The following is a 22,560-nucleotide window of genomic DNA, read 5'->3' as shown; positions in this document are numbered from 1 at the left end:
TCGGCGTTCTCCGAGAGGAAGCCGTAGCCGGGGTGGACGGCGTCGGCGCCGGACTCGGCGGCCGCGGCCAGCACCTTGGCCTGGTCCAGATAGCTGGCCGCCGGGGTGTCACCGCCCAGCGCATAGGCCTCGTCCGCCGCGCGCACATGAACGGCGTCCCGGTCCGGATCCGCGTAGACGGCTACGCTCGCGATCCCGGCATCCCGGCAGGCACGGGCAACACGGACAGCGATCTCGCCACGATTGGCGATGAGCACCTTCTGCATGCTCTCTCTTCCCTCTTCAGAAGTTGCCGTCCGGCACGGACGGTCAGGTAGCTACCCCAGGGCCCGCTTGAGGAAATCCAGTACCACGCTCGCGTAGCCTTCGGGATCGCTCTGCAGCCCGAGCAGATGCTCGGCTCCCGGCAGGACGTGCGTCTCGGCCTGGGCATAGCGCTCGGCCAGCGCGTCCACCGAGGAGGGCGGCACGATCGCATCGTGCTCGCCCGACATGAACAGGAGTGGGATCTTGGCGAACTTGCCGGTCGCGGGCGGTGGCCATTGGGCACGCAGCATGGCGGGGCCCAGGGCGCACAGGGCCCGGGTCACCACGGAACGGGACGGTTCGCCGCTCAGCATCGGCGGCATCGGCAGCGCCTCCGACTCCAAGTACTTGCGCAGCAGCGGCGCCACGTCGTGCCCCGGGCCGCTGTCGCACACGAGCGCGTCGAACTCGAACCCGTCGTGGGTCAGCGCCCACATGGCCGAGAAGCAGGAGAAGGAGAAGCCGTAGACGGCGATACGCGCCGTGGCGTACCCCTGCTTGCCGCGCAGCCAGGACACCACCGAGGTGACATCGCTCGCGAACCGGTCACCGAGCCCGAACAGCGCCCGGTCGTCGCTGCTGGCCCCGTGGTTGCGGTGGTCGAACAGACAGACCGTGTACCCGGCGTCGTGCAGGAACTTGGCGTGCCCGAGGCTGTGGTCCTTGCCCGCCCCCATGCTGTGGCCGAGCACCACGACCTTCTCGGTGGAGCCGGGGCAGAGCCAGGCGTGCACCCGCTTCCGGCGGCCGAGCGGGATCTCCAGGTCGGTGCAGGGCAGCCCGTGGTCCCGGGGGTGGTCCCGCTGGACGCGGTTCCGGGGATGGAAGGCGAGATACGCCAGCGACGCCCCGTACAGCGGGGCTATCGGCAGTGCCGCGACCGAGAGGGCGCGGGACCCCAGCGAGGGTGGCCGCACCGGCGTCCGGGGTGGTGGCTCGGGCATCGGCGTCCTCCAGGAGGGGGTGGAGTGTCCGTCGGCGGTCAGGGCGGTCTCGTCTCGGTCGGTGCCGTGCGGTAGGGCAGCGGGGCGGGTGCGTAAGGATGACGTAAGGATGACGGCTACCAGGGGGTACGGGCGGTCACCCGCACCCCCCGGCGTGGCCCTGGTCACCGGAGCGCGCGGCCACGAAGTCCGCGCCGTCCGGTGGTGCGGGAGCAGAGGGGTCGAGGGGCGTCGGCGCGGCGCGGGAGCGGACCGCCTCGGCGAACGCCGGGAGCCGGTCCACGCCCCAGTACTTGTCGTAGCCGAGCAGGAAGAACGGCACGCCGAACGCCCCGTCCCGGCTGAGGTTCAGCAGCGCCCGGAGCCCGCGCCCGGCGCGCAGTTCCGGGTCGTCGGCGGCGCCCGCCATCCGGTCGGCCACCGCGGCGGGAAGGCCCAGGTCCGCTGCGATCTCCGCGATGACCTCGCGGTCGCAGATGTCCCGGCCCTCCTTCCAGCGGGCCCGGTAGATCCGCTCGATGTACGCCGGGCCGCACCCCGCGTCCAGAGCGAAAAAATACGCCAGATGCGGTACTTCCCAGACCGGGTCCCGGTCCACCGGCCAGGTGACGGCGAGACCCCGGTCGGTGGTCAGGCGGCGCACGTCCTGAAGGATGTAGAGGTGTTTGTCGCGTGACATCGCCGTGTACGGAAAGGACCGCTGGTGCTCGGCCATGCGGCGCTCGCCGTCCGCGTCCGGTTCCCACCAGGGGTGCCATTCCACCACCTGTGCGACATCCGGAAAGCGGTCCATCAGATCACGGTAGGCGATCCAGCTGTACGGACTGCGGAAATTGAAATAGAACCGCGGCACCCTACTGCGCCTGGCCGTCATGTTCGTCCCCCTTCACCGGGACCGTTCGGATCGCTCCGCCCACCGCCCGCTCACTCGCTCGCTCAGATCACAATGCCACCGTCGACCTGGAACACCGCTCCGGTCACATACTCCGCCCCGACCAGGTACGCGACCATGTCGGCGACCTCCTCCGGGCGTCCGAAGCGGCGCAGCGGGATGCTCGCTTCCGCTTCCTTGCGCACACTCTCGGACAGCGCCGCCGTCATATCCGTCTCCACGAAGCCCGGCGCGACCACATTGGCCCGGATGCCGTACCGTCCGACCTCCTTGGCGAGCGATTTGGTGAAGCCGATGATCCCGGCCTTGGAAGCCGCGTAATTCGACTGTGCCGCATGGCCGTGTACGCCCGCTACCGAGGAGATGTTGATGATGCATCCGGACTTGCGTTTCATCATGCCGAATACCACCGAACGGCATATGTGGTACGTGCCGTCCAGGTTGACTTCCATGACGCCCCGCCATTCCTCGTCCTTCATCAACAGCAGCGGATTGTCCCGCGCGATGCCCGCGGACACCACCGCCACGTCGATGGGGCCGAGCCGGTTCTCGGTGAACGCCACCAGCTCGCGCACCGCGTCCGCGTCCCGTACGTCCGTCTGCCGCCCGACGACGAGACCGCCGCCCCGCCCGGCGGCCTCCTCCTCCAGGGCGCGGGCCGCGTCGGGGCTGGACTGATGGCAGAACGCCACGTCGAAACCGTCCCGGGCCAGCCGCAGCACGGTCGCCCGGCCGATGCCCCGGGAGCCGCCGGAGACGAGGGCCACCTTGCTCTGCGCGTCGGACATGGTGTTACGTCACCTCTCCTGCCGGGGCCTTGAGTTCCGCCGCCGGACGCATCGTCATCACGAGCCGCCCGACGGTGAGCACGGTCGCGCCCCCGACCAGGCTCTCCCCCTCGAACATGTACGTCTCCCCGACTTGGCGGGCCAGCCGGACGTGGTGTTCGACCACATCGCCGGGGAGGACCGGGCGGTGGTATTCGGCGTCGGTGACCCCGCCGAGCAGCATCGCCATGCCCTCCAGGACGTCCGGGTTGGGGTTCTCCCAGGCCACCAGCACCCCCGCCACATGGCACCAGGATTCGAGGAGCACCGTCCAGGGGTAGTGGTAGGCCTCGGCGGGAGCGTCGTCCGGGACGGCCTCGTACCAGGGTTCGTTGCAGGTGACGGCCTTGAGCCCACAGGCTCGCTCGCCGGGGACCAGTTCGGTGACCCGGTCGATCAGCAGCATGGGGTAGCGGTGCGGCAGCACCCGCTTGATCTCGTCCACGGTGATCATCCGATGGCCTCCTTCGCGGCGCGGGCCGTGAAGCGCAACCGGACGCGGGCGGCGAGCCCGCGCTCGGTGGTGGCCTCGGCCCGGCAGCGCCAGCCGCCCGCCCCCGCGTCTCCCCGCTCGTCCCGTAACCAGGTGAACTCGCAGCTCAGGGTGGAGCCGGGGAAGACCGGGCCGAGGAAGCGGGCGGACTCGACCGCCGCCAGGACGCCCCCGGGCTCCGGCAGCGTGGCGAGGGCGCCGCGCTGGACGTACTCGACGACGCACACCCCGGGGAAGATCGGGAAGCCGGGGAAGTGACCGGCGAACACCTTCTCCGTTCCGGCGATCACGACCGCGCACCGGGCGGGCCGCTCCCCCGGCACCCCGGGGTCGACCACCTCCAGGGTGCCGTCGACCGGTCCGCACGCGGTCGCCGTCACCTCACTTCTCCAGCTTCGCGGCGAGCAGGTCGTACACCTTCCGGAGCGTGGTGATGCTCTTCATCTCCTTCTCCTCCAGCTTCACCGCGTATTTCTTCTCCAGCTCGACCATGACCTCCAGGGCCATGAGCGAGTCGACGCCGAGGTCCTTGACGAAGTCGGCCTCGTCGGTCACCTCCTCCTCTTCCACATCGAGGACTTCCGCGACGAAGGTGCGCAGTTCGTCGAGGTCCAGCGCGGCGGTGGCGTCGGCCATCGGGGGTTCCTTCCGCTCTCGGGTCGGGGGTCTTCGGGGGGTCGTACGCGCGGTGAGCGCGGCGGGCGACTCGACCGGGACGGTCGCCGCGCCCTTCGCGATCCGGCGGATCATTCCGGTCAGCTGGCGGCCGGGGCCCAGCTCCACGAACCGGGCGCAGCCCAGCTCGTCCGCGAGGGTCCGTACGCACTCCTCCCAGCGCACCGGGCTGGTGAGCTGGGCGAGTTCGCGGTCCCGCCACCGCTCGCCGCCCCGGTGGGGGCGCGCGTCCACATTGGCCACGACGGGGGTGTGCGCGGGCGCGAACTCCACGGTGGCCAGCGCCGCGCGCAGTTCATCCGCCGCATCGGCCATGAGCGGGCTGTGGAACGCGCCGCCGACGGCGAGCCGGACCACCTTGCCCCCGCCCTCCGGGGCCAGCGCGGCGAACCGGTCGACGCCCTCGGCGGTGCCGGAGACGACGAGGTTGCCGGGCGCGTTGATGTTGGCGAGCCACACGTCCGGCCCCTCCGCCCGCACCCGCCCGGTCAGCGCGTCCACGGCTTCGGCGTCCAGCCGGACGACGGCCGCCATGGTGCCGGGCGAGCGGTCGGCGCACCGGCGCGTGGCGCGGCCACGGGCGGCGACCAGCCGGGCCGCGTCGGCGAGCGGCAGCGCCCCGGCCGCGTACAGGGCGGTGTACTCGCCGAGGCTGTGACCGGCGCACGCGGCCACCTCGCCCAGCAGCCCGGCGGCGGCCGCCTCCTGGTGGACGATCACCTGGTACCCGAAGACGGCGAGCTGGGCCAGGTCGGTGCGGCGCAGCGTGTCGTCGTCGGCCGTCAGCAGCAGCTCCCCGACATCGACGCCGGTGTGCTCGGAGATCTCGGCCACGAGCGGCCAGGACGCCGTGTCCCGCCATGCCCCGCCCATGCCCGCCTTCTGGGCGCCCTGCCCGGGGAAGACCAGCGCGGTGCGTACCCCGTCGCTCGTGCTCATCGGCCGTTCACCTGGTCCGCAGCAGGGCCGCGCCGACCACGCCGTCCCGGTCGACCGTGGTGATCAGGGCGGGGCTGCCGGGGGCGATCTCGCCGCGTTCGGCGAGCGCGAGGACGGCCGCGATCTGGAAGGCCGCCGAGGCGGCGCAGGTGTCGCCGATCGCGTCGGCCGTCGCCACCCGCAGCGGCTGGTGGTCGCCGAGGACATCGGCGAGCGCGGCCCGCTCGGCCTCGCCCTCGGCGCCGGGCGCCTGGGAGTCGGCGAGGGCCGCCACCTCACCGGGCGCGATGCCGGTACCGTCCAGCAGCCGCTTCACCGCGTCGGCCAGCGCCGTACGGGCAGCCGCCGGGTTCGCGGCGAAGCCGAACTCCACGCCCTCGACGTCGGCGAGCCCGCCGCGACCGTGCTCGCGGGCCTCGTCGGCGGTCTCCAGCAGCCAGACCGCGGCGCCCTCGCCGAGCACCGCGCTCGCGTCGTCGTCGGCGCGGGTGTGCCACTCCAGCCAGGCGCGGGCGGAGGTGAACTCCTCGACCGCCCCGCACAGCACGGTGCGGGCGCGCCCGGCGCGCTGGAGCCGCAGCGCGTACCGCAGGGTGAGCAGCCCGGCGGCGCGGCCGCCCGCGAGGGTGGCGTTGGGGCCCTTGAGGCCGTGCCAGATGGCGGACTGGCCCGCCGCGCAGTTCATCACCGTGTTGGGGAACCGGGCCGGGTCCACGAAGAAGGGCTTGGCGCTGACCAGCGAGTCACGGGTGAAATCCATGATGGACTGGGCGCTTCCGGTGCTGGTGCCGAGCGCCAGCCCGGTGTGCTCGCCGACGCCCGGCAGCCGCTCGGCCCCCTCCCGCTCGCTGGAGAGCAGCTGGCGGATCGCGGTGACGGCGAGGCCGGTGACCCGGTCCATGGAGCGGGTGTTCTTGCGGCCGAGGATCTCCCGGATGTGGAAGTCCGGGACGAGACAGGCCGTACGGAACGGAACCGACCACTCCTCGGGGTCCAGCGGCTTCCCGGTGCCACGGCCGGACCGCAGCCCGCCGCTGAAGTCCGCGGCCCGCAGCCCCAGGGGCGATACGGCGGTCCACGCGGAGATGACCGGGCGGACCGCGGCGGGGGCGTTGACCATCGGTACTCCTTCGGTAAGGGCGGTAGCGGCCCGGGGGCCGGACGGGGTGCTCACAAGAACCACACCTGTTCGTAGGAGGGCCATCGCGCGGCGAGCCCGTGCGCGTCGATCACCTGGACGCCGGGCAGCAGCCGGTCGGCGGCGGTGCGCCCCAGCGCGGCCAGGTCGGGCCGCTCGACCAGTACGGTCACCCCGGCGTCGAGCACCTTCGTCACGGACGCGCGCGGATCGGGCAGCGTGTCGAGGGTGCGCCCGCCGAGCCGCAGCGGCGGCTGCGGGGCGGTGCGCAGGGCGTAGCCGACGGCGGGGCCGCGCAGCGCCAGATCGCAGCCGCCGCCGCTCTGCCGGTGCAGATCGGGGACGACGTAGAGGGCGTCCGCGAACTGGGTCTCGACCGAGCCTCGGTACGCCTTCTCCATGATCAGCAACCAGCGCGCCTGATCTTGCATCGTTCAGCACACCCCCATGACCAGGGCCTTGTCCGCCGCCTTGACGTGTTCGGCGAACAGGAACGGGGACCGCTTGCTGACCTGGGGGATCTGCTCGGCCGCGCCCCGGTCGTCGGCGCAGAAGCGGCAGACGTACCAGTAGAGCCGGTCCGGGTGGTCGGCGAGCAGATCGCGGACGATCAGCGCGGTGGACGGGTGGCGGCGCTCCAGGTCGGTGAGGTCGCGCGGCTTGGTGTCGCCGAGGGCCGCGCTGGTCAGCCCGGTGGCGTCGCCGCAGGTCCAGATCTGCACCCGGGCCCCCCGGTCGAGCAGCGCAGTGGCCAGCCGCAGCGCCGAGGTGACCAGATCGCTCTGGTGGGGCGCGCCGAAGAGGTTGAGCAGCACATCGGTGGCGGGGATCGGCCGGGCCATCAGTGCCACACCGCCCGCACCTGGGGTTCCAGCAGCTTGGCGGCCACGTCGTCCATCTCCACCATGCGGACGTCGGCGGCGAGATCGGCGGCGGGCAGGGCGCGCTGGGCGGCCGAGAAGGTGTCCACCCACACCTCGCCGCCGTCGCGCAGAAGGGTCACGATGCCGGGCGCGGCGCCGGGGAGGGCGGCGGTGACGCCGTTCTCGACGAGGAACAGCACCACCCGGTGGCCGTCCCCGGCCAGCCGTGCCGCGTCGCCGACGAAGCGCTCGCAGGCGGGGCCGGTCTGCGGGCCGCCGCTCTCGATCAGCAGATGGTCCGTCATGTCAGCAGCTCACCGCCGTCCACGCCGATCACATTGCCGGTGATCCAGGAGGAGTCGGTGCGGGACAGCAGGGAGACCGCCTCGGCGACGTCCTCGGGGCGGGTGAGCCGCCCGTGCGGGTTGAGGTCCCGGGCGTATTCGGCGAGCCGTTCGCTGCCGGGGATGCGCTCCATGGACGGGGTCGGGGTGACCCCGGCGCGCAGCGCGTTGACGGCGATGCCCGAGGGGGCGAGTTCCAGGGCGAGTTGGCGTACGTGGGACTCCAGCGCGGCCTTGGCGGCGGAGACGGCGCCGTAGTGCGGCATCACGCGGGTGGATCCGGCGGAGGTCATCGCGTAAACCTTGGCGCCCTGGCGCAGCAGGCCCGCGGTGAACAGGTCCTGGGTCCAGTAGACGAGGGAGTGCGCCATCACGTCGAGCGTCATGTTCAGCTGGCGGGAGGTGAGGCTGCCTTCGCCGTCCGGGGTGACGTACGGCAGCAGGGTGCCGAACGCGAGGGAGTGGACCAGGACGCGGACGCCCTTGCCGCCGGTCAGCTCCGCGATTCGGGGCAGCAGTTCCTCGCGGGTGCGGGCGGAGGCGGCGTTGGCGTTGAAGAAGTGCGCCTCGACGCCGTGTCCCCGCATCTCCTCCTGGGCGACGGCCGCCTTCTCCTGTCCCTCGGCGGTGTCGAAGTGGACGCCCAGGACGCCGACGCCCGCGCGGGCCATCTCGTGCGCGATGGCCAGGCCCATGCCGCTGGAGGCTCCCAGCACCAGGCACCACGATCCTTCGAGTGAGGTGATCATCGGCCGCTCGCCCTCCGTGGTCCGTTCATCGGCTCACCGCTTCCGCGCCGCCCGGCGTGACCAGGCAGACGGCGGCGTTTCCCTCGGCCGCCGCGGTGACGACGGCGTGTGCGTGGTCCGGGGCGTCGCGCAGGGCGGCGGCGATGTGGGCCATCGGCGCCAGGCAGCCCGCGCCCGCCGGGACGCGTTCGGCCTCCTTGAGCGCGGCCGCGACCGCCTCGCCCACCGGGGAGCCGTCCAGGACGGCGGTGACGGTCAGTGGGGTGCCCGGCTGGTGGCCGAGGGCGGCGAGCGCGTCCCGCAGCGCCGCCGCGGCCTCCCCGGGCCCCTCGGCCGAGGCGGCGAGGGCGGGCGGCAGGAAGAACGTACGGACACCGACGCGGCCGTACGAGCGTCCGCCGCGCTCCGCGACGGCCGCCGCGGGCTCCAGCAGCAGCGCGACGGCACCGGCCTCCGAGGTGTCCGCCCCCGGCTCGCCCTCCGGCAGCGCCTCCTCGGTCGCCCCGGCGAGCAGCCGGGAGGCGCGTCCGGCGGCGAGCGCGCGGGCGCCGGTCTGCAGCGCCTCCAGTCCCGCGACGCGGGGGCTGGTGAGGGTGAGGTTGAACCCCTTGAGGTCGTGTTCGGTGGCCAGGCGGCTGCCGAAGAGGTTGATGGAGAAGTAGGGCGCGGTGGCCGGGCTCAGCTCCCCGGCGCTCGCGCCGACGACCGTACGGTCCATCGCGTGGTGCAGGGAGACGGCCGCGCTGTTGGTGCCCACGGCGGCGGCGCGGCGCTCCGGTCCGGTCGCCGTCAGGGCGTCCTCGCCCGCGTCGGCGAGGGCGCGCTTGGCGGCCGCCAGGACGTACTGGGAGGCGCTGGGCAGGTACTTGTAGCCTCGGCGGCCCAGCTCCGTACGGAAGTCGAAGCCGTCCGCGCTCACTTCGCCCATTCCCGAAATCAGGAAATCCATCAGGGGGCCTCCGCGAAGACGAGGGAGATGTTGTTGCCGCCGAACGCGTAGGCGTTGACCATCCCGTAGCCGCCGGTCAGCGGGGTGGGACCGGACGGCAGCGGCACCGCGCACTCCGGATCGGGCGTCCCGATGGGCACGTTCGGCGGCAGGGTGCGGCGGTCCAGCATCAGGGCGGCGGACAGCGCGGCGAACGCGCCCGCCGCGCCGCCGGTGTGGCCGATGAGCGCCTTCAGGCTGTAGAGCGGGGTGTGCGGGGCCACTGTGGCCAGTACCCGGCTCTCCACCACGTCGTTGAGGTCGGTGCCGGTGCCGTGCGGCACCACGAAGCCCACTTCCCCCTCCCCCGCCTCGCGCAGCGCCTCCCGCATCGCGCGCTCGATCTGCCCGCCGCCGGGCTCGGGCGCGGTCGCGTGGTGCGCGTCGCAGCTCCAGCCGGTGCCCGCGAGGCGTGCGTAGGCGCGCTCGGCGCCGCGCGCGCGGGCGTGCGCGCCGGACTCCAGGACCAGGACGGCGGCGCCCTCGCCGAAGACCGTGCCGCGCCGGTCGGCGGAGAACGGACGGCAGCGCTCGGGGTCGATGGCGCCCAGCCGGTTGAAGCAGGCGAGCGCCACCCGGGAGTACGCCTCGGCGCCGCCCGCGAACACCACGTCCGCCTCGCCCGAGCGGATCAGGTCGGCGGCGACGGACAGCGCGTAACCGCTGGCGGAACAGGCGTTGCTGACACAGGTGTTGGGCCCGCGCGCGCCCAGCCGTCCGCCGACCACCGAGGCGACCGGGAAGACCGGCGCCCAGCGGTCCGAGTCCGGGCCCTTCCCCTGCCACCACGCCTCGTGCAGCTCCGTATCGCCCATGCCGCTGCTGATCGCGACGGCCACCCGGCGCGGATCGACGCCGCCCGGCTCCGCGAACCCCGCGCCGAGCCCGGCGTCCTCGGCCGCCTGCCGGGCCGCCTCGACCGCGAACCGCGAGCCGCGCCCCAGCGGCAGCCCCGCCCACTCCACGGGCCCGTCCGGCACATCGGCCTCGGGCACCAGATACATCCGCGGATGGTCCATGTGGGCGAGCGGATCGGGCACCCGGGACGGGGCGGTGTGCGCGGCGTGCATCCCGCGCCAGAAGGCGTCGACGCCCGTGCCCAGCGGGGACAGCGCCCCCACTCCGGTGACCAGTACGTCGTCCATCAGGTGCCGCTCGCCTTTCCGGCCAGCGCGTCCAGCACCCGCTGGTCGAAGGGGACCAGATGCCAGTCGCGGCGGTTCTCGATCAGCGCGTAGCCGTGCACGATGCCGCCGGTGGCGGTGCGGGTGAGCGCGCCGTCGCGGACCGCGTAGCAGTCCATGCGAGCGGTGTAGGTGAGGTCCTTGAAGATCTCCTCCACCGTGTAGACGGTGTAGAGGTCCTCTTCCATCAGCGCCTCGTCGGTGATCCGTATCCAGGAGCGCGGCACGACCGGTATCCACCTACGGTCGTCCAGCAGCGTCTTGATGGAGATGCCACGGGACTTCACGAAGCGGTCCTTGGCCTCCTCCATCAGCCGCAGATAGCCCGACATCTGCAGCCGCTCGGTGAAGTGGCAGTAGGGGTAGGTGATGTTCCACTTCCAGGCGTGGGCGTTACGGCCCTCCGTGAGCGCGGCCAGGACGGCCCGCTCGTCGCCCTCCGGTACGGCCGGGCTCGGCTCGGCGGGGGCGTCCTCGCCCAGCCGGTCCACCGTGAAGCGGCCGAACTCACCGGGCGGTTCGGCGGAGGAGCCCGCCAAAGGCTCCGCCAGATACGTGTCGGCGCGCAGCGAGACGCGCACCGTGGCGGTGACGGCCTTGAGGACGGAGCCGTCGCGGGTGACCCGGAGCGTCACCCGGAAGGTGAGCGCGGTGTCGCTGTCGGAGGTGTGCGGCACCACCTCGGCCTCGGCGTCGTCGTCCATGTGGAAGGCGTGCAGGATGCGGCTGTCCAGCGCCACGATGTCCAGCCCGAGCCCGTGGTCCTCGTACAGGCGTCGCGCGGGCGCGCCGCAGCGGGCGAAGTGGACCAGCACCGCCTCCTCGATGAGGTAGTTGACGTGCTTGAAGCCGATCCACGTGCAGATGTTGGAGCCCTCGTACCGCGGACGCAGCCGCACCGTGGTGGTGTCGGCCAGCAGGGCCTTCGTCGACATCGGCGGGGCGGCGGCTCTCATCAGGTGCACTCCATGGCTGACTGCGTTGACTGCGCTGGCTGGGCTGACTGCGCTGACCTTGCGGAAACCTCTGGAAGGGGCTCGTCCGGCCCGCGCAGCAGCAGCCCGGCCACGGCGTCGGCCGTGTCGTCGCCGCTGGTGATCAGCGCCTCGCCCATCCCGGCGCCGGGCCCGGCCGCGCCGAGCCAGCCGACCGCGGCGGCGCACTGGAGGACGCCGAGGGCGCCGGAGGCGCGGCCGACGGTGGTGGTGACGTCGTGCCGCGGTACGGACGGGAGCACCGGTATCGCGGTGTCCGGCTCCTCGTAGCGCTCCGGGGTGAACCAGACGCCCGGCCCGGCGCCGCCCTCCGGCAGCAGCGCCCGGACGCAGCCCGCGAGCCCCGCCCGGCGCTCGTACGGACCCAGGACGGCGGCGGCGCGCGCCCCGCGCTCCTCCGCCCAGCGCGCCCCCTCCACGACGAGGGCGGCGGCGCCGTCCAGCAGGTCGTCGGCGGGCCGGGCGAGCAGGTCCGCCACGACGGCGTTGTGGGTCTCGACGCCGACCACCAGGGCGCGGCGGACGCGGCCCGCGGCGACGAGCGTCGCGGCCCAGTGGACGGCGTCGAGCCCGGACGTCGGACCGTTGCACAGCATCAGGTTGGGGCCGCGCAGCCCGTGCCGGATCGCGACCCAGGAGGCGATCACATTGCTGGAGGCGTTGGGCAGGCTCATGGGGCTTAAGGAGCGGGCCGAGCCCTCGGCGATCGCGGCGGCGGTGAGGCACGCGGTGTCGAGGTTGCCCAGGTTGGAGCTGGCCACCACGCCGACGGTGTCGCCGGGCACGGTCAGCCCCTCCCCATCGGCGCCGGTGCTGTCGGCGGGGACGAGGGCGGCGTCGCGTAGCGCGTCGAGCGCGGCGCACAGCGCGAGTTGGGTGGCCCGGTCCTTGTAGCGGTGGCCACGGCGGCCGATGCGGGCGCCGGTGTCGAACGGTTCGGGGGCGCCCCCGGGGGCGCGCGCGCCGCGCAGCAGCGCGCCCGGGGTGTCCGCGCCGGGCAGGGCCAGGCCGACCCCGGAGACGATGACGGCGGGCCCCCTCACCGGTCGGCCCTCTCCACTATGGCCACGGCGTTGACCCCGCCGAACCCGAACGCGTCGATCTGGGCGAACCGCAGCGCCTCGCCATCCGATGGCTCCCGGACGAAGCGGAACGCCGCCGCCTCGGGCAGCGGGTCGGTGAGGCCGAGGGTCGGCGGTATCCGGCCCGAGGTCAGCGACTTCAGCGCGACGATCAGGCTGACGAGGCCCGAACTGCCCGAGGTGTGACCGGTCATGGACTTGATCGCGGTCATCAGCGGCGTCGTCACGTCGGGGCCGAAGACCTCGGCGATGGCGGTCGCCTCCGCGCTGTCGTTGAGCTGCGTACCGGTGCCGTGCAACAGCACCAGATCGATGTCGCCGGGGGTGACGCCCGCCCGCTGCTGAGCCTCGTGCACCGCACGTACGATGCCCTGCGCGTCGGGCGCGGTGACATGGCGCGCGTCGCAGTTCATGCTCACGGCGCGGAGTCTGCCGAGCGCGCCGGAGCGCGCGCCGGACTCCTGCGCACCTGGCTCCTCCCGACGCAGCACCACCGCCGCGGCGCCGTCGCCCATCAGCACCCCGCGGCGCTCCCGGTCGAACGGCCGCACCCGGTCGGGCGGTTCGGCGTTCACCCGGTCCAGCAGCCCGTACATGGACTCGGTGAGGGAGTCGACACCGGCCACGATGACGTGCTCCTCGGCGCCGGTGGCCAGCAGGTCGCCGCCGAGCGCGAGGGCGTATAAGGAGGCCGAGCAGGCCCCCGCGAAGGTGTGGGTGCGCACCGCGCCGAAACGTTCTCGCAGAGCGGTGCCGAAGTGCAGCCGCGCCGCGGTGTCGAACGCGGTGCCGTCGCGCCAGGCCAGTTCCGCCGAGCGCAGCTCGCGCAGCCCGGTGCCGACGAGGACCGGCACCCCGCTCAGGTCCTCGCCGAGCCCGGCCTGCCGCGCCGCCTCCCCGACGGCGCGCAGCAGCCAGTCGGTGGCCCGGCCGGGCACATCGGCGCCAGGGCCGCCGGGCCGGTCGTCGATCTCGTACGCGTGCCGCGCCCGGTAGCGGTCCTGGTCAAAACCGCGCAGTTCGCCGAGTCCGCTGGTGCCCGCGCACAGCGCCGCGAAGACCTCGTCCACGCCTTCGCCCACGCTCACCACGGCGCCCGCGCCGGTCACCAGCTGACTCATGTTCAGTTCCAGTCCGTGCCGCGCTTGCCGAAGATCACGACGGCGTTGTTGCCGCCGAAGGCGAGCCCGTTGTTCTGTACGACCCTCAGCTCCGCGTCCACGGCGTGGTTCGGCACGACGTCGAGTCCGCACTCCGGGTCGGTCTCGACGTGGTTGATGGTCGGCGGGATGAACCCCTCGGTGAGGGCCAGCGCGCAGGCGATGGAGGCGAGCGCCCCGGCGGCGCCCATGGAGTGGCCGATCATCGACTTGATGGACACGGTGCGCGGCGGGGCCGCGTCGCCGAAGACCTGGCGGATGGCGCGGGCCTCGGTGATGTCGTTGGCCCGGGTGCCGGTGCCGTGCGCGGAGATGAAGTCGACCTCCTCCGGCTTGATCCGGGCGTCGTCCAGGGCGAGCCGCATGCAGCGGGCCACGCTGTCCTGGTTGGGGGCGACGGGGTGGTCCGCGTCGCAGTTGAGGCCGTAGCCGAGGACTTCGGCGTAGATCCGGGCGCCTCGGGCCAGCGCCGACTCCAGGCTCTCCAGGACGAGGACGCCCGCGCCCTCGCCGGTGAGGATGCCCTTGCGGTCCTTGTCGAAGGGCTGGCAGCGCTCGGGCGCTATGGTGCCAAGACGGTAGAAGCCGGTGAAGGTCTTGCGGCACAGCGCGTCGGCGCCGCCGCACAGGGCGATCTCCACGTCGCCGCCGCGGATGGCGTCGTAGCCGTAGCCGATGGCGTAGTTCCCGGCCGCGCACGCCGTGGGGAGGGTGACCGCCTCCGTACGGCTCAGCGCGAACTCCTCGGCGATGACGGCCGAAAGCCGCCCCGCGGGCACCCGGCGGGCGACGGTGGGGTCCATCCGCTCGGGCCCGAGGTCGACCTCCGTCTCGACGAGCTGGTCCAGGTCGCCCGACTCGCCGTCGGTGGTGCCGATGGAGATCAGCGACGGGACGGCGCGCAGCGCGTCCTCCGCGATCCCGGAGTCGGCCACCGCCATGCGGGCCGCCGCGACCGAGAACTGACTCGCCCGGCCGAGGCTGCTTATGTCCAGATTGCGGATCCACCGCCCGGGTTCGAAGTCCGGGACCTCGCATGCCATCGCATGCTCGAAACCCTCCGTATCGAACGCGGTGACCGGCCGTGCCGCGCTCTTCCCGGCGCGCAGTCCGGCGAGGAATTCCGCGGTGCCGACACCGATACCGGACACCGCCCCGAGACCGGTGACGACGACCCTGCGACCCGACTCACCACGCATATCGCCCTGCCTTCCGAGGAGTTGGCCCGAGAGTCCCCGTCACCAGCCGGCCGCGTCGGAAACAACCTCGTAGACGCCCTCGAGGTTCACCATCCGGCCCAGCTCGGACTGGTCGATGACGACGTTGAACGTTTTCTCCAGCGCCGCGAGTATTTCAATGGCGCGCAGTGAATCCGCATCATGCTCTTCTTTGAAGAGGCTGGTCTCGGTGACCTCGTCCGGGTCGATCTCAAGGATATCCGTGACGATTTCCTTGATGGTTTCCCGACGCTCTTCGACGATGGCGGCCATTACCGCGCACCTCCACTTTCGGCATGGGCAAGCTTTCGGCATGGGCAAAGCGACGACTGCCGTTGACGCTATGCGCCGCTTGGGGGGCCGACAAGCCCCGAGTCCACTACCTGTCACACCGCCCGTGAACCCAACCGGACGACCACCACGGCTGTCATAAAGCTGCACCACGCAGCCGGTTACCGGAACGTCAGGATGCCCAATCTGCAGCAAGCTGCCACGGCGATCCCCACAGACCTCTCAAATCAGCCGGAACCCGACTACCCGACTACCCGTCACAGGAGGCAACTAGTCGCGCTCCGCCTCCATGAGCCCCGCGCGCACGGCCCGCACCCCGGCCTGGAAGCGCGACTCCACGTTCAGGTCCCGCATGATGTCGGCCACGTAGCGCCGGTACGTACGCACCGAGAGCCCCAGCTTCCGGGCCGCCGCGTCGTCCTTGTAGCCCTCGGCCATCAGCGTCAGCACCTCCCGCAGCACCCGGCCGCGCGCGCCGCCCTCGAACGACAGCGGCCGCATCGGGCGCTGCGCGGTGTCCCACATCCCGCACAGCAGCCGGTGCAGCATCGCGGCCACCGTCGAGTTCTGGATCATGGAGGCGCGGGAGCCGCCCGGGTCACCCGGGGAGCCCTCGGGCGCGATCACCGCCGCGCCGTCCACCGCCACCAGCTCCTGCCGCACGGAGCCGCACACCCGCACCTCCAGCCGCGGCACCGTGCCGACCGTGCGCTGCCACACCACCGCGCGGATCACCCTCGGCGGGCACAGCATCCGGACGCGCACGCCCTTGCCCGACAGCTGTGCGAGCGTCTGCGCGACAAGCCGCGCATGATCCTCGCAGGTCACCTCCGGCAGGCTCCAGATCACGTCACGCTCCGCGCGCAGCACCAGCCGCGCCACCCATCCGGCCACGACCTCGCCGTCCACCGGCAGCTCCGCCGCCGCCGACGCGAGCGCGCTGCGGCGGTGGTGGTGCACGGCGGACTCGATCAGCTGTAACGCCTGGCCCAGGGCTTCTTCCAGGTTGTCCGACCTGGCTTCCGGCTCCATACGAACCGCTCTCCTCGTGCCCGTCTCGCCGTCAATACCGTCGATACCCTCAATAGGCGTACGGTCATTTGGTTGAATTCCAAAATGGCTCAAAGGACACCCCCCGTTCCCCAGTCGAGGCACAGTAACGAGCCATCTGCCGAAACGGCAAGGAACATCATGACTCAACGGATCGTCAGCCGGGTAAATATGTTCGCCCTTGCGCGTGGCAAGAGCCATGGGCGGAGGCAAGGGGCTGCGCCCCGGCTCGGCAGATTGGTAACTTCCTCTTGAGCCAGCAAGCATCGAGCAAGCAAGCCTTGAGCCAGCAAGCCGTCCCTTGCCGTACGAGCGCGGACCCCCCACCCTCACGTGGTCCCCGAAAGGCGCCGCCCCCATGGCCGCACAGAACACCGCGATCACCGACACGGCACCGGAAGGCGCTTCGCAGTCGCCCACCGGCCGCCAATGGCTCGCGCTCGCGGTGCTGGTCTTCTCCCAACTCGCCGTATGGCTCGACAACACCGTCCTCAACGTCGCGCTCAAGACACTGGCCGACCCGGACGAGGGGCTCGGCGCCAGCCCCAACCAGCTCCAGTGGAGCATCAGCTCCTACACCCTGGTCTTCGCGGTGCTGCTCTTCACCGGCGGCGTGCTCGCCGACCGCTACGGCCACCGCAATCTGCTGCTCACCGGCATGCTCGTGTTCGGCAGCGCCTCGGCCTGGGCCGCTTACGCGGGCTCGGCGACCGAACTCATCGTCGCGCGCGGGGCGATGGGCGTCGGCAGCGCCCTGATCATGCCCGCCACGCTCGCGCTGATCGCCCAGGTCTTCGACGAACGGCACCGCGCGACCGCCATCGCCATCTGGTCCGGCTCCAGCGGCATCGCGATCGCCACCGGGCCGATGCTCAGCGGAGCGCTGCTCGACCACTTCTGGTGGGGCTCGGTCTTCCTCGTCAACGTGCCGATCGTGGTGCTGTGCGTGGCCGGTTCGCTGCTGTTCCTGCCGGGGGCGGCGGCCAAGGTGCGGCAGAAGTTCGACCCGCTGGGTGTGGTGCTCTCCACGGTCGGCCTCTTCGCCATCGTCTGGGCCGTCATCGAGGGCGGCCACCGCAACGACTGGAACGATCCGGCCATCCTGGGCGCGTTCGCCGTCGGCGCGGTCCTCGTCCTGGTGTTCGTCCTGGTCGAACTGCGTGTCGCCAACCCCAGCTTCGACGTCCGGCTCTTCCGCAACAGCCGCTTCACCGGTGCCAGTGTGGCCGTGATGCTGACCTTCTTCGGCCTCAACGGCTCGATGTACTACACCAGCTTCTACCTCCAGGGCGTCCACGGGCAGACCCCGCTGGAGTGCGGTCTTTCCATCGCCCCCGTCGCCCTCGGTGTGCTGCTGGGCGCGCCGCTCTCGGCGAAGCTGGTGCGGGCGTACGGGGTGCGGCGCGTCGTCACCGTCGCCATGCTCATCGCCACGACCGGCTTCTTCGCGTACGTCTTCCTGGACGAGCACAGCGGTCTCGGGCTGTTCTGGGTCTTCCTGATCCTCCAGGGGCTCGGCATGGGCGCCGCCGTCGCCCCCACCACCGAGGCCATCATGGCCGTCCTGCCCGCCGACCGCACCGGCGCCGGGTCCGCCGTCAACAACGCGATGCGGCAGATCGGCGGCGTCCTCGGGGTCGCGGTCCTCGGCTCCATCCTGGCCGGTGCCTACCGCGGCGAGATCTCCCCCAAGCTGGGCGATCTGCCGCCGGGCGCCGCCGGTGCCGCCGAGGAGTCCCCCGAGGCCACCCGCCTGATCGCCGACAAGCTGCGGCTGCCACGGCTGTCCGACTTCGCCGACCAGGGCTTCGTCCACGCCATGCACGTCGCCGCCGTGGTCGGCGCGATCGCCGCGGTGGTGGGCGCGGCGATCATCTGGTGGACCTTCCGCCGGGCGACGTACGCCGAGGGCGCCAGCTGATCACGTGAGGTGATCCTTTTCCTTGCCCTCCCGGGGGTACGGGCATAGCCTCCCGCCACAACGTCCGTATTCCGGAAGGCTGTTCCCATGCGCACAGCGGTCATCACCGCGGCAGGCGAGGTCGAGTTACGACGGATACCCGTGCCCGACGTCGGGGACTCGGAGGTCCTGGTGCGCATCGCCGCGTGCGGCATCTGCACCATGGAGGCCAATCTGTACGCCGGACGCATGGCCGTCTATCCGGCCGCCGCCGGACACGAGATCTCCGGGTGGGTCGAACGCGTCGGCGCCACCGCCGCCGGGCTGGAGGACATGCCCGCCGTCGGCTCCCTCGTCACCCTCGACGGCCTCCCCCGCTGCGGCGCCTGCCGCGCCTGCCGCCGGGGCCAGTCCGCCATCTGCGTCGCCCTCCAGGGCCGGGTCCGCGAGGCGGACGGCGCGATCGCCATGGGCGCCGGACTCGCCGACCACATCGTGCTCCCCGCCTCCCGCGTCTGGTCGGTCGGCGACACCGACCCGGCGGTCGCCGCCATGGGTGAACCCCTCGCGTGCGTCGTCCACTCCCTGCGCCGCGGCGGCTTCCGCGCCGGTGACCGGGTGACGGTCATCGGCGCCGGGTACATGGGCCACCTCCACCTGGCCGTGGCCCGCGAGCTGGGCGCGCGCGGGGTCGCGGTGGTGGAACGCGACGAGGAGCGCCGCGCGGCGGTAGCCGCAGCGGGCGCCGACGCGGCCGTACACCCCTCGGACCTGGCCCAACTCCCCTCCGCCGACGTCGTCTTCGTCACCATCGCCAGCGCCGAATGCATCGCCGCCGCGCTGGCCGCCGTGGCGGACGGCGGCACGATCGTCCTCTTCGGCGGCGCCCCGGACGGCCCCCCGGCCGCCCTCCCGGGCTACGAGGTCCACCGCCGCCAACTGACGGTGACGGGCTCCTTCAGCCACGAACCGTCCGACTGGCGCACAGCCGCCGAACTCCTCCGCACCGGCTCCCTGGCGGACCGCCTGGCCCCCTTGGTAACGGCGCGCTACGCCCTGACCGAGGTGGAAAAGGCCCTGAAACAGGCGTCCGAAACCCCGGTCTACCGAGTAGTAGTAACCCCGTAGCCAACACGCAGCCCGCAGCCCCGTACGCGACGGACACCCCGCAGCCCGCGGAGTCACGGCCCCGCCCCGCAGCACCGGACATTGGGCCCACCCCGCCGCACCAGGCACCGGGAACTCACCTCCGCCGTACCGAGCACGCAGCCCGACCCCGCCGCAGCGGACACGCGGCGTCGCCCGCGAGGGGCGGGCGGGCCGTCGCTCCCGGCGGCCGGGGGCACGTCCCGCCCGCGCCCGCCAGCAGCGGACGGGCCCCGCAGGGGCGGGGTCCAGGGGCTTGCCCCTGGTTCGGGAAGGGGCGGGGTGGGGAACACACAGCGACCGAGAGGAACACCGTGCGCATCGGCGTACAGCTTCACCCCCAGCACACCACCATCCAAGAACTCCGCACCGCCTGGCGGCAGGCCGACGCCCTCGGCGTCGACTCGCTCTGGACCTGGGATCACTTCCTCCCGCACAGCGGCGACCCGGACGGCACCCACTACGAGTGCTGGTCTCTGCTGTCCGCGATGGCCGTCGAGACCCGGCACGCCACCATCGGCCCCCTCGTCACCTGCACCGCCTTCCGCAATCCGCATCTGCTCGCCGACATGGCCCGCACCGTGGACCAGCTCAGCGGCGGGCGGCTGGTGCTGGGGATGGGGGCGGGGTGGTTCGAGGCGGAGCACACCGCGTACGGCATACCGTTCCCCGGCCCGGCCGGGCGCATGGACGCGTTCGCCGACGCCATCACGGCCGTCAAGGCGCGGCTGGCCCAGCTCAACCCCAGCCCCGCAGGCCCGCTTCCGCTGCTCATCGGGGGCGCCGGACGGCGGCGCACCCTGGAGCTGGTGGCCCGCGAAGCGGACTGGTGGAACTGGTACGGCTGGGCCGCGACCGACCCGGTCGCCGAGTTCCGGGAGCTGAACCTGGCCCTGGACGAGTGGTGCGAGCGGATCGGCCGCGACCCCGCGCAGGTGGCCCGTACGGTCATGGTCAACCCGGACCAGCTGCCGCTGGCACAGGGGTTCGCGGAGGCAGGAGCCGTGCACCTGATCCTGTCGCTGCCCGCCCCGTACGACCTGGGCGCCGTCGAGAAGCTGCTCTCGACCCGATGAGACGCGAACCCCTGGGGCACCGCTTCACCCTGCTCATGGGTGCCCTGCTGATCTCCACCCTCGGCAACGGCCTGTGCTTCCCGTTCACCGCGATCTACGTCAGCGAGCTGCTCGGCCTCGGCGGCCGGGCCGCGGGCGGGTACTTCGTCGCGATGGCCGCGGCCAGCTTCGCGGCGGCCCTCGTCGGCGGCCCGCTGGCCGATCGGCGCGGGCCGCACGGGGTGGGGGTGCTGGGCGGGGCGGCGCTGGCCGCCGGGTACGGGATGCTGGCCCCGGCCGACACCACGCCTCTGGTGCTCGCCTCGGGGGCGTGCGTGGGCGTGGGCTTCGGGCTGTTCTACGCGTCGATCGTGGGCGTCGTGGACGCGGCCGTTCCGGAGAGCGGCCGCCGGACCGCGTTCTCGGTCCGGCACATCGTCAACAACGTGGGCATCGGGGTGGGTTCGGTGGTCGCGGGGCTCGCGCTGCAGGGCGCGCACACCCCCACCGGCACCCTCCGCTGGCTGTACCTGGCCAATGCCCTGGCCGCACTGCCGCTCGTGGCGGCGATCTGGTACGTACGTCCACGCACAATCCCGCAACCAGCCGACGCGACGGCTGAAGCACCGGCCGACACCGCCACCTACCGCGACCTGCTGCGCGCCCGCCCGATGGCGCTGCTCATCCTCGCCCAAGCCCTCTTCGCCATCGTCGGCTTCACCCAGATCGAGGCCACCGTCCCGCTGCTCATGCACGACGACATGGCCGTCACCCTGGGCTGGGTGAGCACCGTCGTGGCGGCCAATTCCTTCGCCCTGATCGCCCTCCAGCCGCTGCTGAGCCGCTGGCTGGAGCGGCTGCCGGAGACCGTGAGCCTGGCGGCCGGGCCGGTGCTGTGGGTGGCGGCGTTCGGCTGCGGGCTCGGGGCGGCGCTGGCCGGGGACGGGGCGGCGCCCGCCCTCCGTTACGGGCTGCTGCTGGCCTTCGCGGTGGTCTTCGCGGCGGGCGAGCTGACGTACTCCTCGGCGTTCTATCCGCTGCTGCTGCGCTGGTCCGGCGAGGCGGCCGTGGGGCGGGCGAGCGCGCTCGCCTCGCTGGCCTGGAACCTGGGCACGGCGAGCGGGCCGCCGCTCGGCCTGTTCGTCGTGGCCCACCTCTCGGCGACCGGTAGCTGGACCGCGCTCGCGGCCGGCGCCGGGGCCGCGTTCGTGGTGGCCGCCGCACTGCACCGGCGCGCGGCGGTCACCACGAACGCCAGCACCTAGGACTTCGGCAGATAGCCGTTGTCGTACGCGTCCTCAGGGGTGACCGTCTTCTCCAGCAGCCCCTGGTCGTACATGAAATCGGCCATCCGGGCCCAGGTCTGGGGGTCGTTGACGCCGATCTCGCCCTGGTCGGTCTTCATCATCGGCACCGTGGCCTTGAGGACCGCCATCGCGTTCTTCTGCTGCTTTTCGCCGCGCAGCCCGGGCACGTATTTCTCGCTGAGCTTGATGGTGTCGTCCGGGTTGTCCATCGCGTAGCGCAGCCCGCGCAGCGACGCGGCGACGAACTTCTTCATGTCGTCTCCGCGCTTGTCCAGCACGTCCTTCTTGACGCCCAGACCGACCCCGACCAGCGGATCGCCCTTGTCCCCGGAGTCGAGCGTAATCGACCGGACTTCCTTACCGGCCTCCTCGAAGGAAATGGCGTCATTGTTCAGATAGCCCATGACGCCCTCGACCTTGTTTCCGGTCAGGGCCGCCTGCTGGGTGAATCCAATGTTCTGGATCTTGGCCTGCTTCGGGGAAAGTCCACCCTCCTTGAGAAGGGCGAGCAGACCGAAATAGGTCTCGCCGAAGGGGCCGGGCGTCCCGATCTTACGGCCCTTGAGGTCGGCCGGTTTCCTGATGTCCGAGTCCTTGGGCACGATCAGGCCCACGGGGTATTTCTGGTAGAACGTCGCGATGTCCACGACCGGCAGATCGCTGGCGGCGCGCGCCTGGAGCATCTCGTCGCCGCCCGCGTAGACGACCTCTTCCTTGCCGGACTTCAGGGCCCCGAAGAGGTCTTCGCCCGCGCCATGATGACGCAACGTCACCTTGAGCCCGGCGTCCTTGTAGTAGCCCTTCTCGGCGGCCACGTAGAACGGCGAGAACTGGATGTTCGGGGTGTAGGTCAACCCCACGGTGATGCTCTTGCCGCCCTTGCCCTCCGCGTCCTTCGGCTCCTCGGCGCATGAGGTCAGCGTGGCCACGGCCACCACCGACACGAGAGCCGCCCCCAGAACCCGCTGTCTGAGGGCGGTCCTCATGGACGTCTGCACAGAACGCACGTACTTCT

General features: G+C 72.3%; 25 protein-coding genes. 4 read left to right on the top strand and 21 right to left on the bottom strand.

Going from position 1 to position 22,560, the window contains the following annotated elements:
• The 20 genes from ACFV9T_RS06640 to ACFV9T_RS06545 all read right to left on the bottom strand — a co-directional run.
• Positions 1 to 266: biotin carboxylase N-terminal domain-containing protein (locus ACFV9T_RS06640; RefSeq protein ID WP_385437126.1), on the bottom strand; the 266-nt coding region annotated here is incomplete at its 3' end.
• 51 nt (positions 267 to 317) lie between these two features.
• Positions 318 to 1,250 carry an alpha/beta hydrolase gene (locus ACFV9T_RS06635; RefSeq protein ID WP_385437125.1) on the bottom strand — a complete coding sequence of 311 codons (933 nt, stop codon included), beginning with the start codon at positions 1,248 to 1,250 and terminating at the stop codon, positions 318 to 320.
• A 136-nt stretch (positions 1,251 to 1,386) separates the two neighbouring features.
• Complete coding sequence (locus ACFV9T_RS06630) at positions 1,387 to 2,124, bottom strand: 2-hydroxychromene-2-carboxylate isomerase (RefSeq protein ID WP_385437124.1); 738 nt, start codon at positions 2,122 to 2,124, stop codon at positions 1,387 to 1,389.
• A 62-nt stretch (positions 2,125 to 2,186) separates the two neighbouring features.
• Positions 2,187 to 2,930, bottom strand: a complete 744-nt coding sequence (gene fabG, locus ACFV9T_RS06625; RefSeq protein WP_385437123.1) for a 3-oxoacyl-ACP reductase FabG — start codon at positions 2,928 to 2,930, stop codon at positions 2,187 to 2,189.
• 4 nt (positions 2,931 to 2,934) lie between these two features.
• Positions 2,935 to 3,423, bottom strand: a complete 489-nt coding sequence (locus ACFV9T_RS06620) for a 3-hydroxyacyl-ACP dehydratase FabZ family protein (protein WP_385437121.1) — start codon at positions 3,421 to 3,423, stop codon at positions 2,935 to 2,937.
• The gene (locus tag ACFV9T_RS06615; protein ID WP_385437119.1) at positions 3,420 to 3,842 is read right to left on the bottom strand and encodes a 3-hydroxyacyl-ACP dehydratase; all 423 of its coding nucleotides are present in this window, start codon (positions 3,840 to 3,842) and stop codon (positions 3,420 to 3,422) included. The genes ACFV9T_RS06620 and ACFV9T_RS06615 overlap by 4 nt, the downstream gene beginning before the upstream one ends.
• Position 3,843: 1 nt before the next feature.
• Positions 3,844 to 5,076: an acyltransferase domain-containing protein gene (locus ACFV9T_RS06610; RefSeq protein WP_385437118.1), complete on the bottom strand. Its 1,233-nt coding sequence runs from the start codon at positions 5,074 to 5,076 to the stop codon at positions 3,844 to 3,846.
• A gap of 7 nt (positions 5,077 to 5,083) precedes the next feature.
• The gene (locus ACFV9T_RS06605; protein WP_385437117.1) at positions 5,084 to 6,196 is read right to left on the bottom strand and encodes a beta-ketoacyl synthase N-terminal-like domain-containing protein; all 1,113 of its coding nucleotides are present in this window, start codon (positions 6,194 to 6,196) and stop codon (positions 5,084 to 5,086) included.
• 50 nt (positions 6,197 to 6,246) lie between these two features.
• Positions 6,247 to 6,645, bottom strand: a complete 399-nt coding sequence (locus ACFV9T_RS06600) for a hypothetical protein (protein ID WP_385437115.1) — start codon at positions 6,643 to 6,645, stop codon at positions 6,247 to 6,249.
• Positions 6,646 to 6,648: 3 nt separating this feature from the next.
• Positions 6,649 to 7,056 carry a hypothetical protein gene (locus ACFV9T_RS06595; protein WP_385437143.1) on the bottom strand — a complete coding sequence of 136 codons (408 nt, stop codon included), beginning with the start codon at positions 7,054 to 7,056 and terminating at the stop codon, positions 6,649 to 6,651.
• Complete coding sequence (locus tag ACFV9T_RS06590; RefSeq protein WP_385437114.1) at positions 7,056 to 7,382, bottom strand: hypothetical protein; 327 nt, start codon at positions 7,380 to 7,382, stop codon at positions 7,056 to 7,058. Before ACFV9T_RS06590 ends, ACFV9T_RS06595 begins: the two co-directional genes overlap by 1 nt.
• Positions 7,379 to 8,170 (bottom strand): SDR family oxidoreductase, encoded by a 792-nt coding sequence (locus ACFV9T_RS06585; protein ID WP_385437112.1) that lies wholly within the window; start codon positions 8,168 to 8,170, stop codon positions 7,379 to 7,381. The genes ACFV9T_RS06590 and ACFV9T_RS06585 overlap by 4 nt, the downstream gene beginning before the upstream one ends.
• 25 nt (positions 8,171 to 8,195) lie before the next feature.
• The gene (locus ACFV9T_RS06580) at positions 8,196 to 9,119 is read right to left on the bottom strand and encodes a beta-ketoacyl synthase N-terminal-like domain-containing protein (RefSeq protein WP_385437110.1); all 924 of its coding nucleotides are present in this window, start codon (positions 9,117 to 9,119) and stop codon (positions 8,196 to 8,198) included.
• The gene (locus ACFV9T_RS06575; RefSeq protein WP_385437109.1) at positions 9,119 to 10,303 is read right to left on the bottom strand and encodes a beta-ketoacyl-[acyl-carrier-protein] synthase family protein; all 1,185 of its coding nucleotides are present in this window, start codon (positions 10,301 to 10,303) and stop codon (positions 9,119 to 9,121) included. Before ACFV9T_RS06575 ends, ACFV9T_RS06580 begins: the two co-directional genes overlap by 1 nt.
• The gene (locus tag ACFV9T_RS06570) at positions 10,303 to 11,298 is read right to left on the bottom strand and encodes a hypothetical protein (protein WP_385437107.1); all 996 of its coding nucleotides are present in this window, start codon (positions 11,296 to 11,298) and stop codon (positions 10,303 to 10,305) included. The genes ACFV9T_RS06575 and ACFV9T_RS06570 overlap by 1 nt, the downstream gene beginning before the upstream one ends.
• The gene (locus tag ACFV9T_RS06565; RefSeq protein WP_385437106.1) at positions 11,298 to 12,380 is read right to left on the bottom strand and encodes a beta-ketoacyl synthase N-terminal-like domain-containing protein; all 1,083 of its coding nucleotides are present in this window, start codon (positions 12,378 to 12,380) and stop codon (positions 11,298 to 11,300) included. The genes ACFV9T_RS06570 and ACFV9T_RS06565 overlap by 1 nt, the downstream gene beginning before the upstream one ends.
• Positions 12,377 to 13,540 carry a beta-ketoacyl synthase N-terminal-like domain-containing protein gene (locus tag ACFV9T_RS06560; protein ID WP_385437105.1) on the bottom strand — a complete coding sequence of 388 codons (1,164 nt, stop codon included), beginning with the start codon at positions 13,538 to 13,540 and terminating at the stop codon, positions 12,377 to 12,379. The genes ACFV9T_RS06565 and ACFV9T_RS06560 overlap by 4 nt, the downstream gene beginning before the upstream one ends.
• A gap of 2 nt (positions 13,541 to 13,542) precedes the next feature.
• Positions 13,543 to 14,778: a beta-ketoacyl-[acyl-carrier-protein] synthase family protein gene (locus ACFV9T_RS06555; RefSeq protein WP_385437104.1), complete on the bottom strand. Its 1,236-nt coding sequence runs from the start codon at positions 14,776 to 14,778 to the stop codon at positions 13,543 to 13,545.
• Between the two features lie 39 nt (positions 14,779 to 14,817).
• Positions 14,818 to 15,069 carry an acyl carrier protein gene (locus tag ACFV9T_RS06550; RefSeq protein ID WP_385437103.1) on the bottom strand — a complete coding sequence of 84 codons (252 nt, stop codon included), beginning with the start codon at positions 15,067 to 15,069 and terminating at the stop codon, positions 14,818 to 14,820.
• A gap of 288 nt (positions 15,070 to 15,357) precedes the next feature.
• Positions 15,358 to 16,119, bottom strand: a complete 762-nt coding sequence (locus tag ACFV9T_RS06545; RefSeq protein ID WP_385437102.1) for a LuxR C-terminal-related transcriptional regulator — start codon at positions 16,117 to 16,119, stop codon at positions 15,358 to 15,360.
• 376 nt (positions 16,120 to 16,495) lie between these two features.
• Between ACFV9T_RS06545 and ACFV9T_RS06540 the strand changes: the two genes are divergently transcribed.
• The 4 genes from ACFV9T_RS06540 to ACFV9T_RS06525 all read left to right on the top strand — a co-directional run bounded on the left by ACFV9T_RS06540 (position 16,496) and on the right by ACFV9T_RS06525 (position 21,503).
• Positions 16,496 to 18,058 (top strand): MFS transporter, encoded by a 1,563-nt coding sequence (locus ACFV9T_RS06540; protein WP_385437100.1) that lies wholly within the window; start codon positions 16,496 to 16,498, stop codon positions 18,056 to 18,058.
• An 87-nt stretch (positions 18,059 to 18,145) separates the two neighbouring features.
• On the top strand, positions 18,146 to 19,165 hold the full coding sequence (locus tag ACFV9T_RS06535; protein WP_385437099.1) for a zinc-binding dehydrogenase: 1,020 nt from the start codon (positions 18,146 to 18,148) through the stop codon (positions 19,163 to 19,165).
• 332 nt (positions 19,166 to 19,497) lie between these two features.
• Positions 19,498 to 20,259: an LLM class F420-dependent oxidoreductase gene (locus ACFV9T_RS06530; RefSeq protein ID WP_385437097.1), complete on the top strand. Its 762-nt coding sequence runs from the start codon at positions 19,498 to 19,500 to the stop codon at positions 20,257 to 20,259.
• Positions 20,256 to 21,503 (top strand): MFS transporter, encoded by a 1,248-nt coding sequence (locus ACFV9T_RS06525; protein WP_385437095.1) that lies wholly within the window; start codon positions 20,256 to 20,258, stop codon positions 21,501 to 21,503. The genes ACFV9T_RS06530 and ACFV9T_RS06525 overlap by 4 nt, the downstream gene beginning before the upstream one ends.
• Here the strand turns inward: ACFV9T_RS06525 and ACFV9T_RS06520 are convergent.
• Positions 21,500 to 22,552, bottom strand: a complete 1,053-nt coding sequence (locus tag ACFV9T_RS06520) for an ABC transporter substrate-binding protein (RefSeq protein ID WP_385437093.1) — start codon at positions 22,550 to 22,552, stop codon at positions 21,500 to 21,502. The genes ACFV9T_RS06525 and ACFV9T_RS06520 overlap by 4 nt on opposite strands.
• Positions 22,553 to 22,560: the final 8 nt, after the last annotated feature.

This window comes from Streptomyces sp. NPDC059850 (assembly GCF_042731515.1).
GTDB lineage: Bacteria > Actinomycetota > Actinomycetes > Streptomycetales > Streptomycetaceae > Streptomyces.
This window is presented reverse-complemented; position numbering and strand designations above follow the sequence as displayed.

Excerpts from the sequence above, each read along its gene's own strand:
- ACFV9T_RS06525 (WP_385437095.1), top strand. The coding sequence starts at position 20,256 with ATGAGACGCGAACCCCTGGGGCACCGCTTCACCCTGCTCATGGGTGCC.
- ACFV9T_RS06580 (WP_385437110.1), bottom strand. The coding sequence starts at position 9,119 with ATGGATTTCCTGATTTCGGGAATGGGCGAAGTGAGCGCGGACGGCTTC.
- ACFV9T_RS06605 (WP_385437117.1), bottom strand. The coding sequence starts at position 6,196 with ATGGTCAACGCCCCCGCCGCGGTCCGCCCGGTCATCTCCGCGTGGACC.
- ACFV9T_RS06535 (WP_385437099.1), top strand. The coding sequence starts at position 18,146 with ATGCGCACAGCGGTCATCACCGCGGCAGGCGAGGTCGAGTTACGACGG.
- ACFV9T_RS06555 (WP_385437104.1), bottom strand. The coding sequence starts at position 14,778 with ATGCGTGGTGAGTCGGGTCGCAGGGTCGTCGTCACCGGTCTCGGGGCG.
- ACFV9T_RS06620 (WP_385437121.1), bottom strand. The coding sequence starts at position 3,423 with ATGATCACCGTGGACGAGATCAAGCGGGTGCTGCCGCACCGCTACCCC.
- fabG (WP_385437123.1), bottom strand. The coding sequence starts at position 2,930 with ATGTCCGACGCGCAGAGCAAGGTGGCCCTCGTCTCCGGCGGCTCCCGG.
- ACFV9T_RS06595 (WP_385437143.1), bottom strand. The coding sequence starts at position 7,056 with ATGGCCCGGCCGATCCCCGCCACCGATGTGCTGCTCAACCTCTTCGGC.
- ACFV9T_RS06570 (WP_385437107.1), bottom strand. The coding sequence starts at position 11,298 with ATGAGAGCCGCCGCCCCGCCGATGTCGACGAAGGCCCTGCTGGCCGAC.
- ACFV9T_RS06545 (WP_385437102.1), bottom strand. The coding sequence starts at position 16,119 with ATGGAGCCGGAAGCCAGGTCGGACAACCTGGAAGAAGCCCTGGGCCAG.
- ACFV9T_RS06585 (WP_385437112.1), bottom strand. The coding sequence starts at position 8,170 with ATGATCACCTCACTCGAAGGATCGTGGTGCCTGGTGCTGGGAGCCTCC.
- ACFV9T_RS06635 (WP_385437125.1), bottom strand. The coding sequence starts at position 1,250 with ATGCCCGAGCCACCACCCCGGACGCCGGTGCGGCCACCCTCGCTGGGG.
- ACFV9T_RS06560 (WP_385437105.1), bottom strand. The coding sequence starts at position 13,540 with ATGAGTCAGCTGGTGACCGGCGCGGGCGCCGTGGTGAGCGTGGGCGAA.
- ACFV9T_RS06540 (WP_385437100.1), top strand. The coding sequence starts at position 16,496 with ATGGCCGCACAGAACACCGCGATCACCGACACGGCACCGGAAGGCGCT.
- ACFV9T_RS06575 (WP_385437109.1), bottom strand. The coding sequence starts at position 10,303 with ATGGACGACGTACTGGTCACCGGAGTGGGGGCGCTGTCCCCGCTGGGC.
- ACFV9T_RS06590 (WP_385437114.1), bottom strand. The coding sequence starts at position 7,382 with ATGACGGACCATCTGCTGATCGAGAGCGGCGGCCCGCAGACCGGCCCC.
- ACFV9T_RS06550 (WP_385437103.1), bottom strand. The coding sequence starts at position 15,069 with ATGGCCGCCATCGTCGAAGAGCGTCGGGAAACCATCAAGGAAATCGTC.
- ACFV9T_RS06600 (WP_385437115.1), bottom strand. The coding sequence starts at position 6,645 with ATGCAAGATCAGGCGCGCTGGTTGCTGATCATGGAGAAGGCGTACCGA.
- ACFV9T_RS06610 (WP_385437118.1), bottom strand. The coding sequence starts at position 5,076 with ATGAGCACGAGCGACGGGGTACGCACCGCGCTGGTCTTCCCCGGGCAG.
- ACFV9T_RS06630 (WP_385437124.1), bottom strand. The coding sequence starts at position 2,124 with ATGACGGCCAGGCGCAGTAGGGTGCCGCGGTTCTATTTCAATTTCCGC.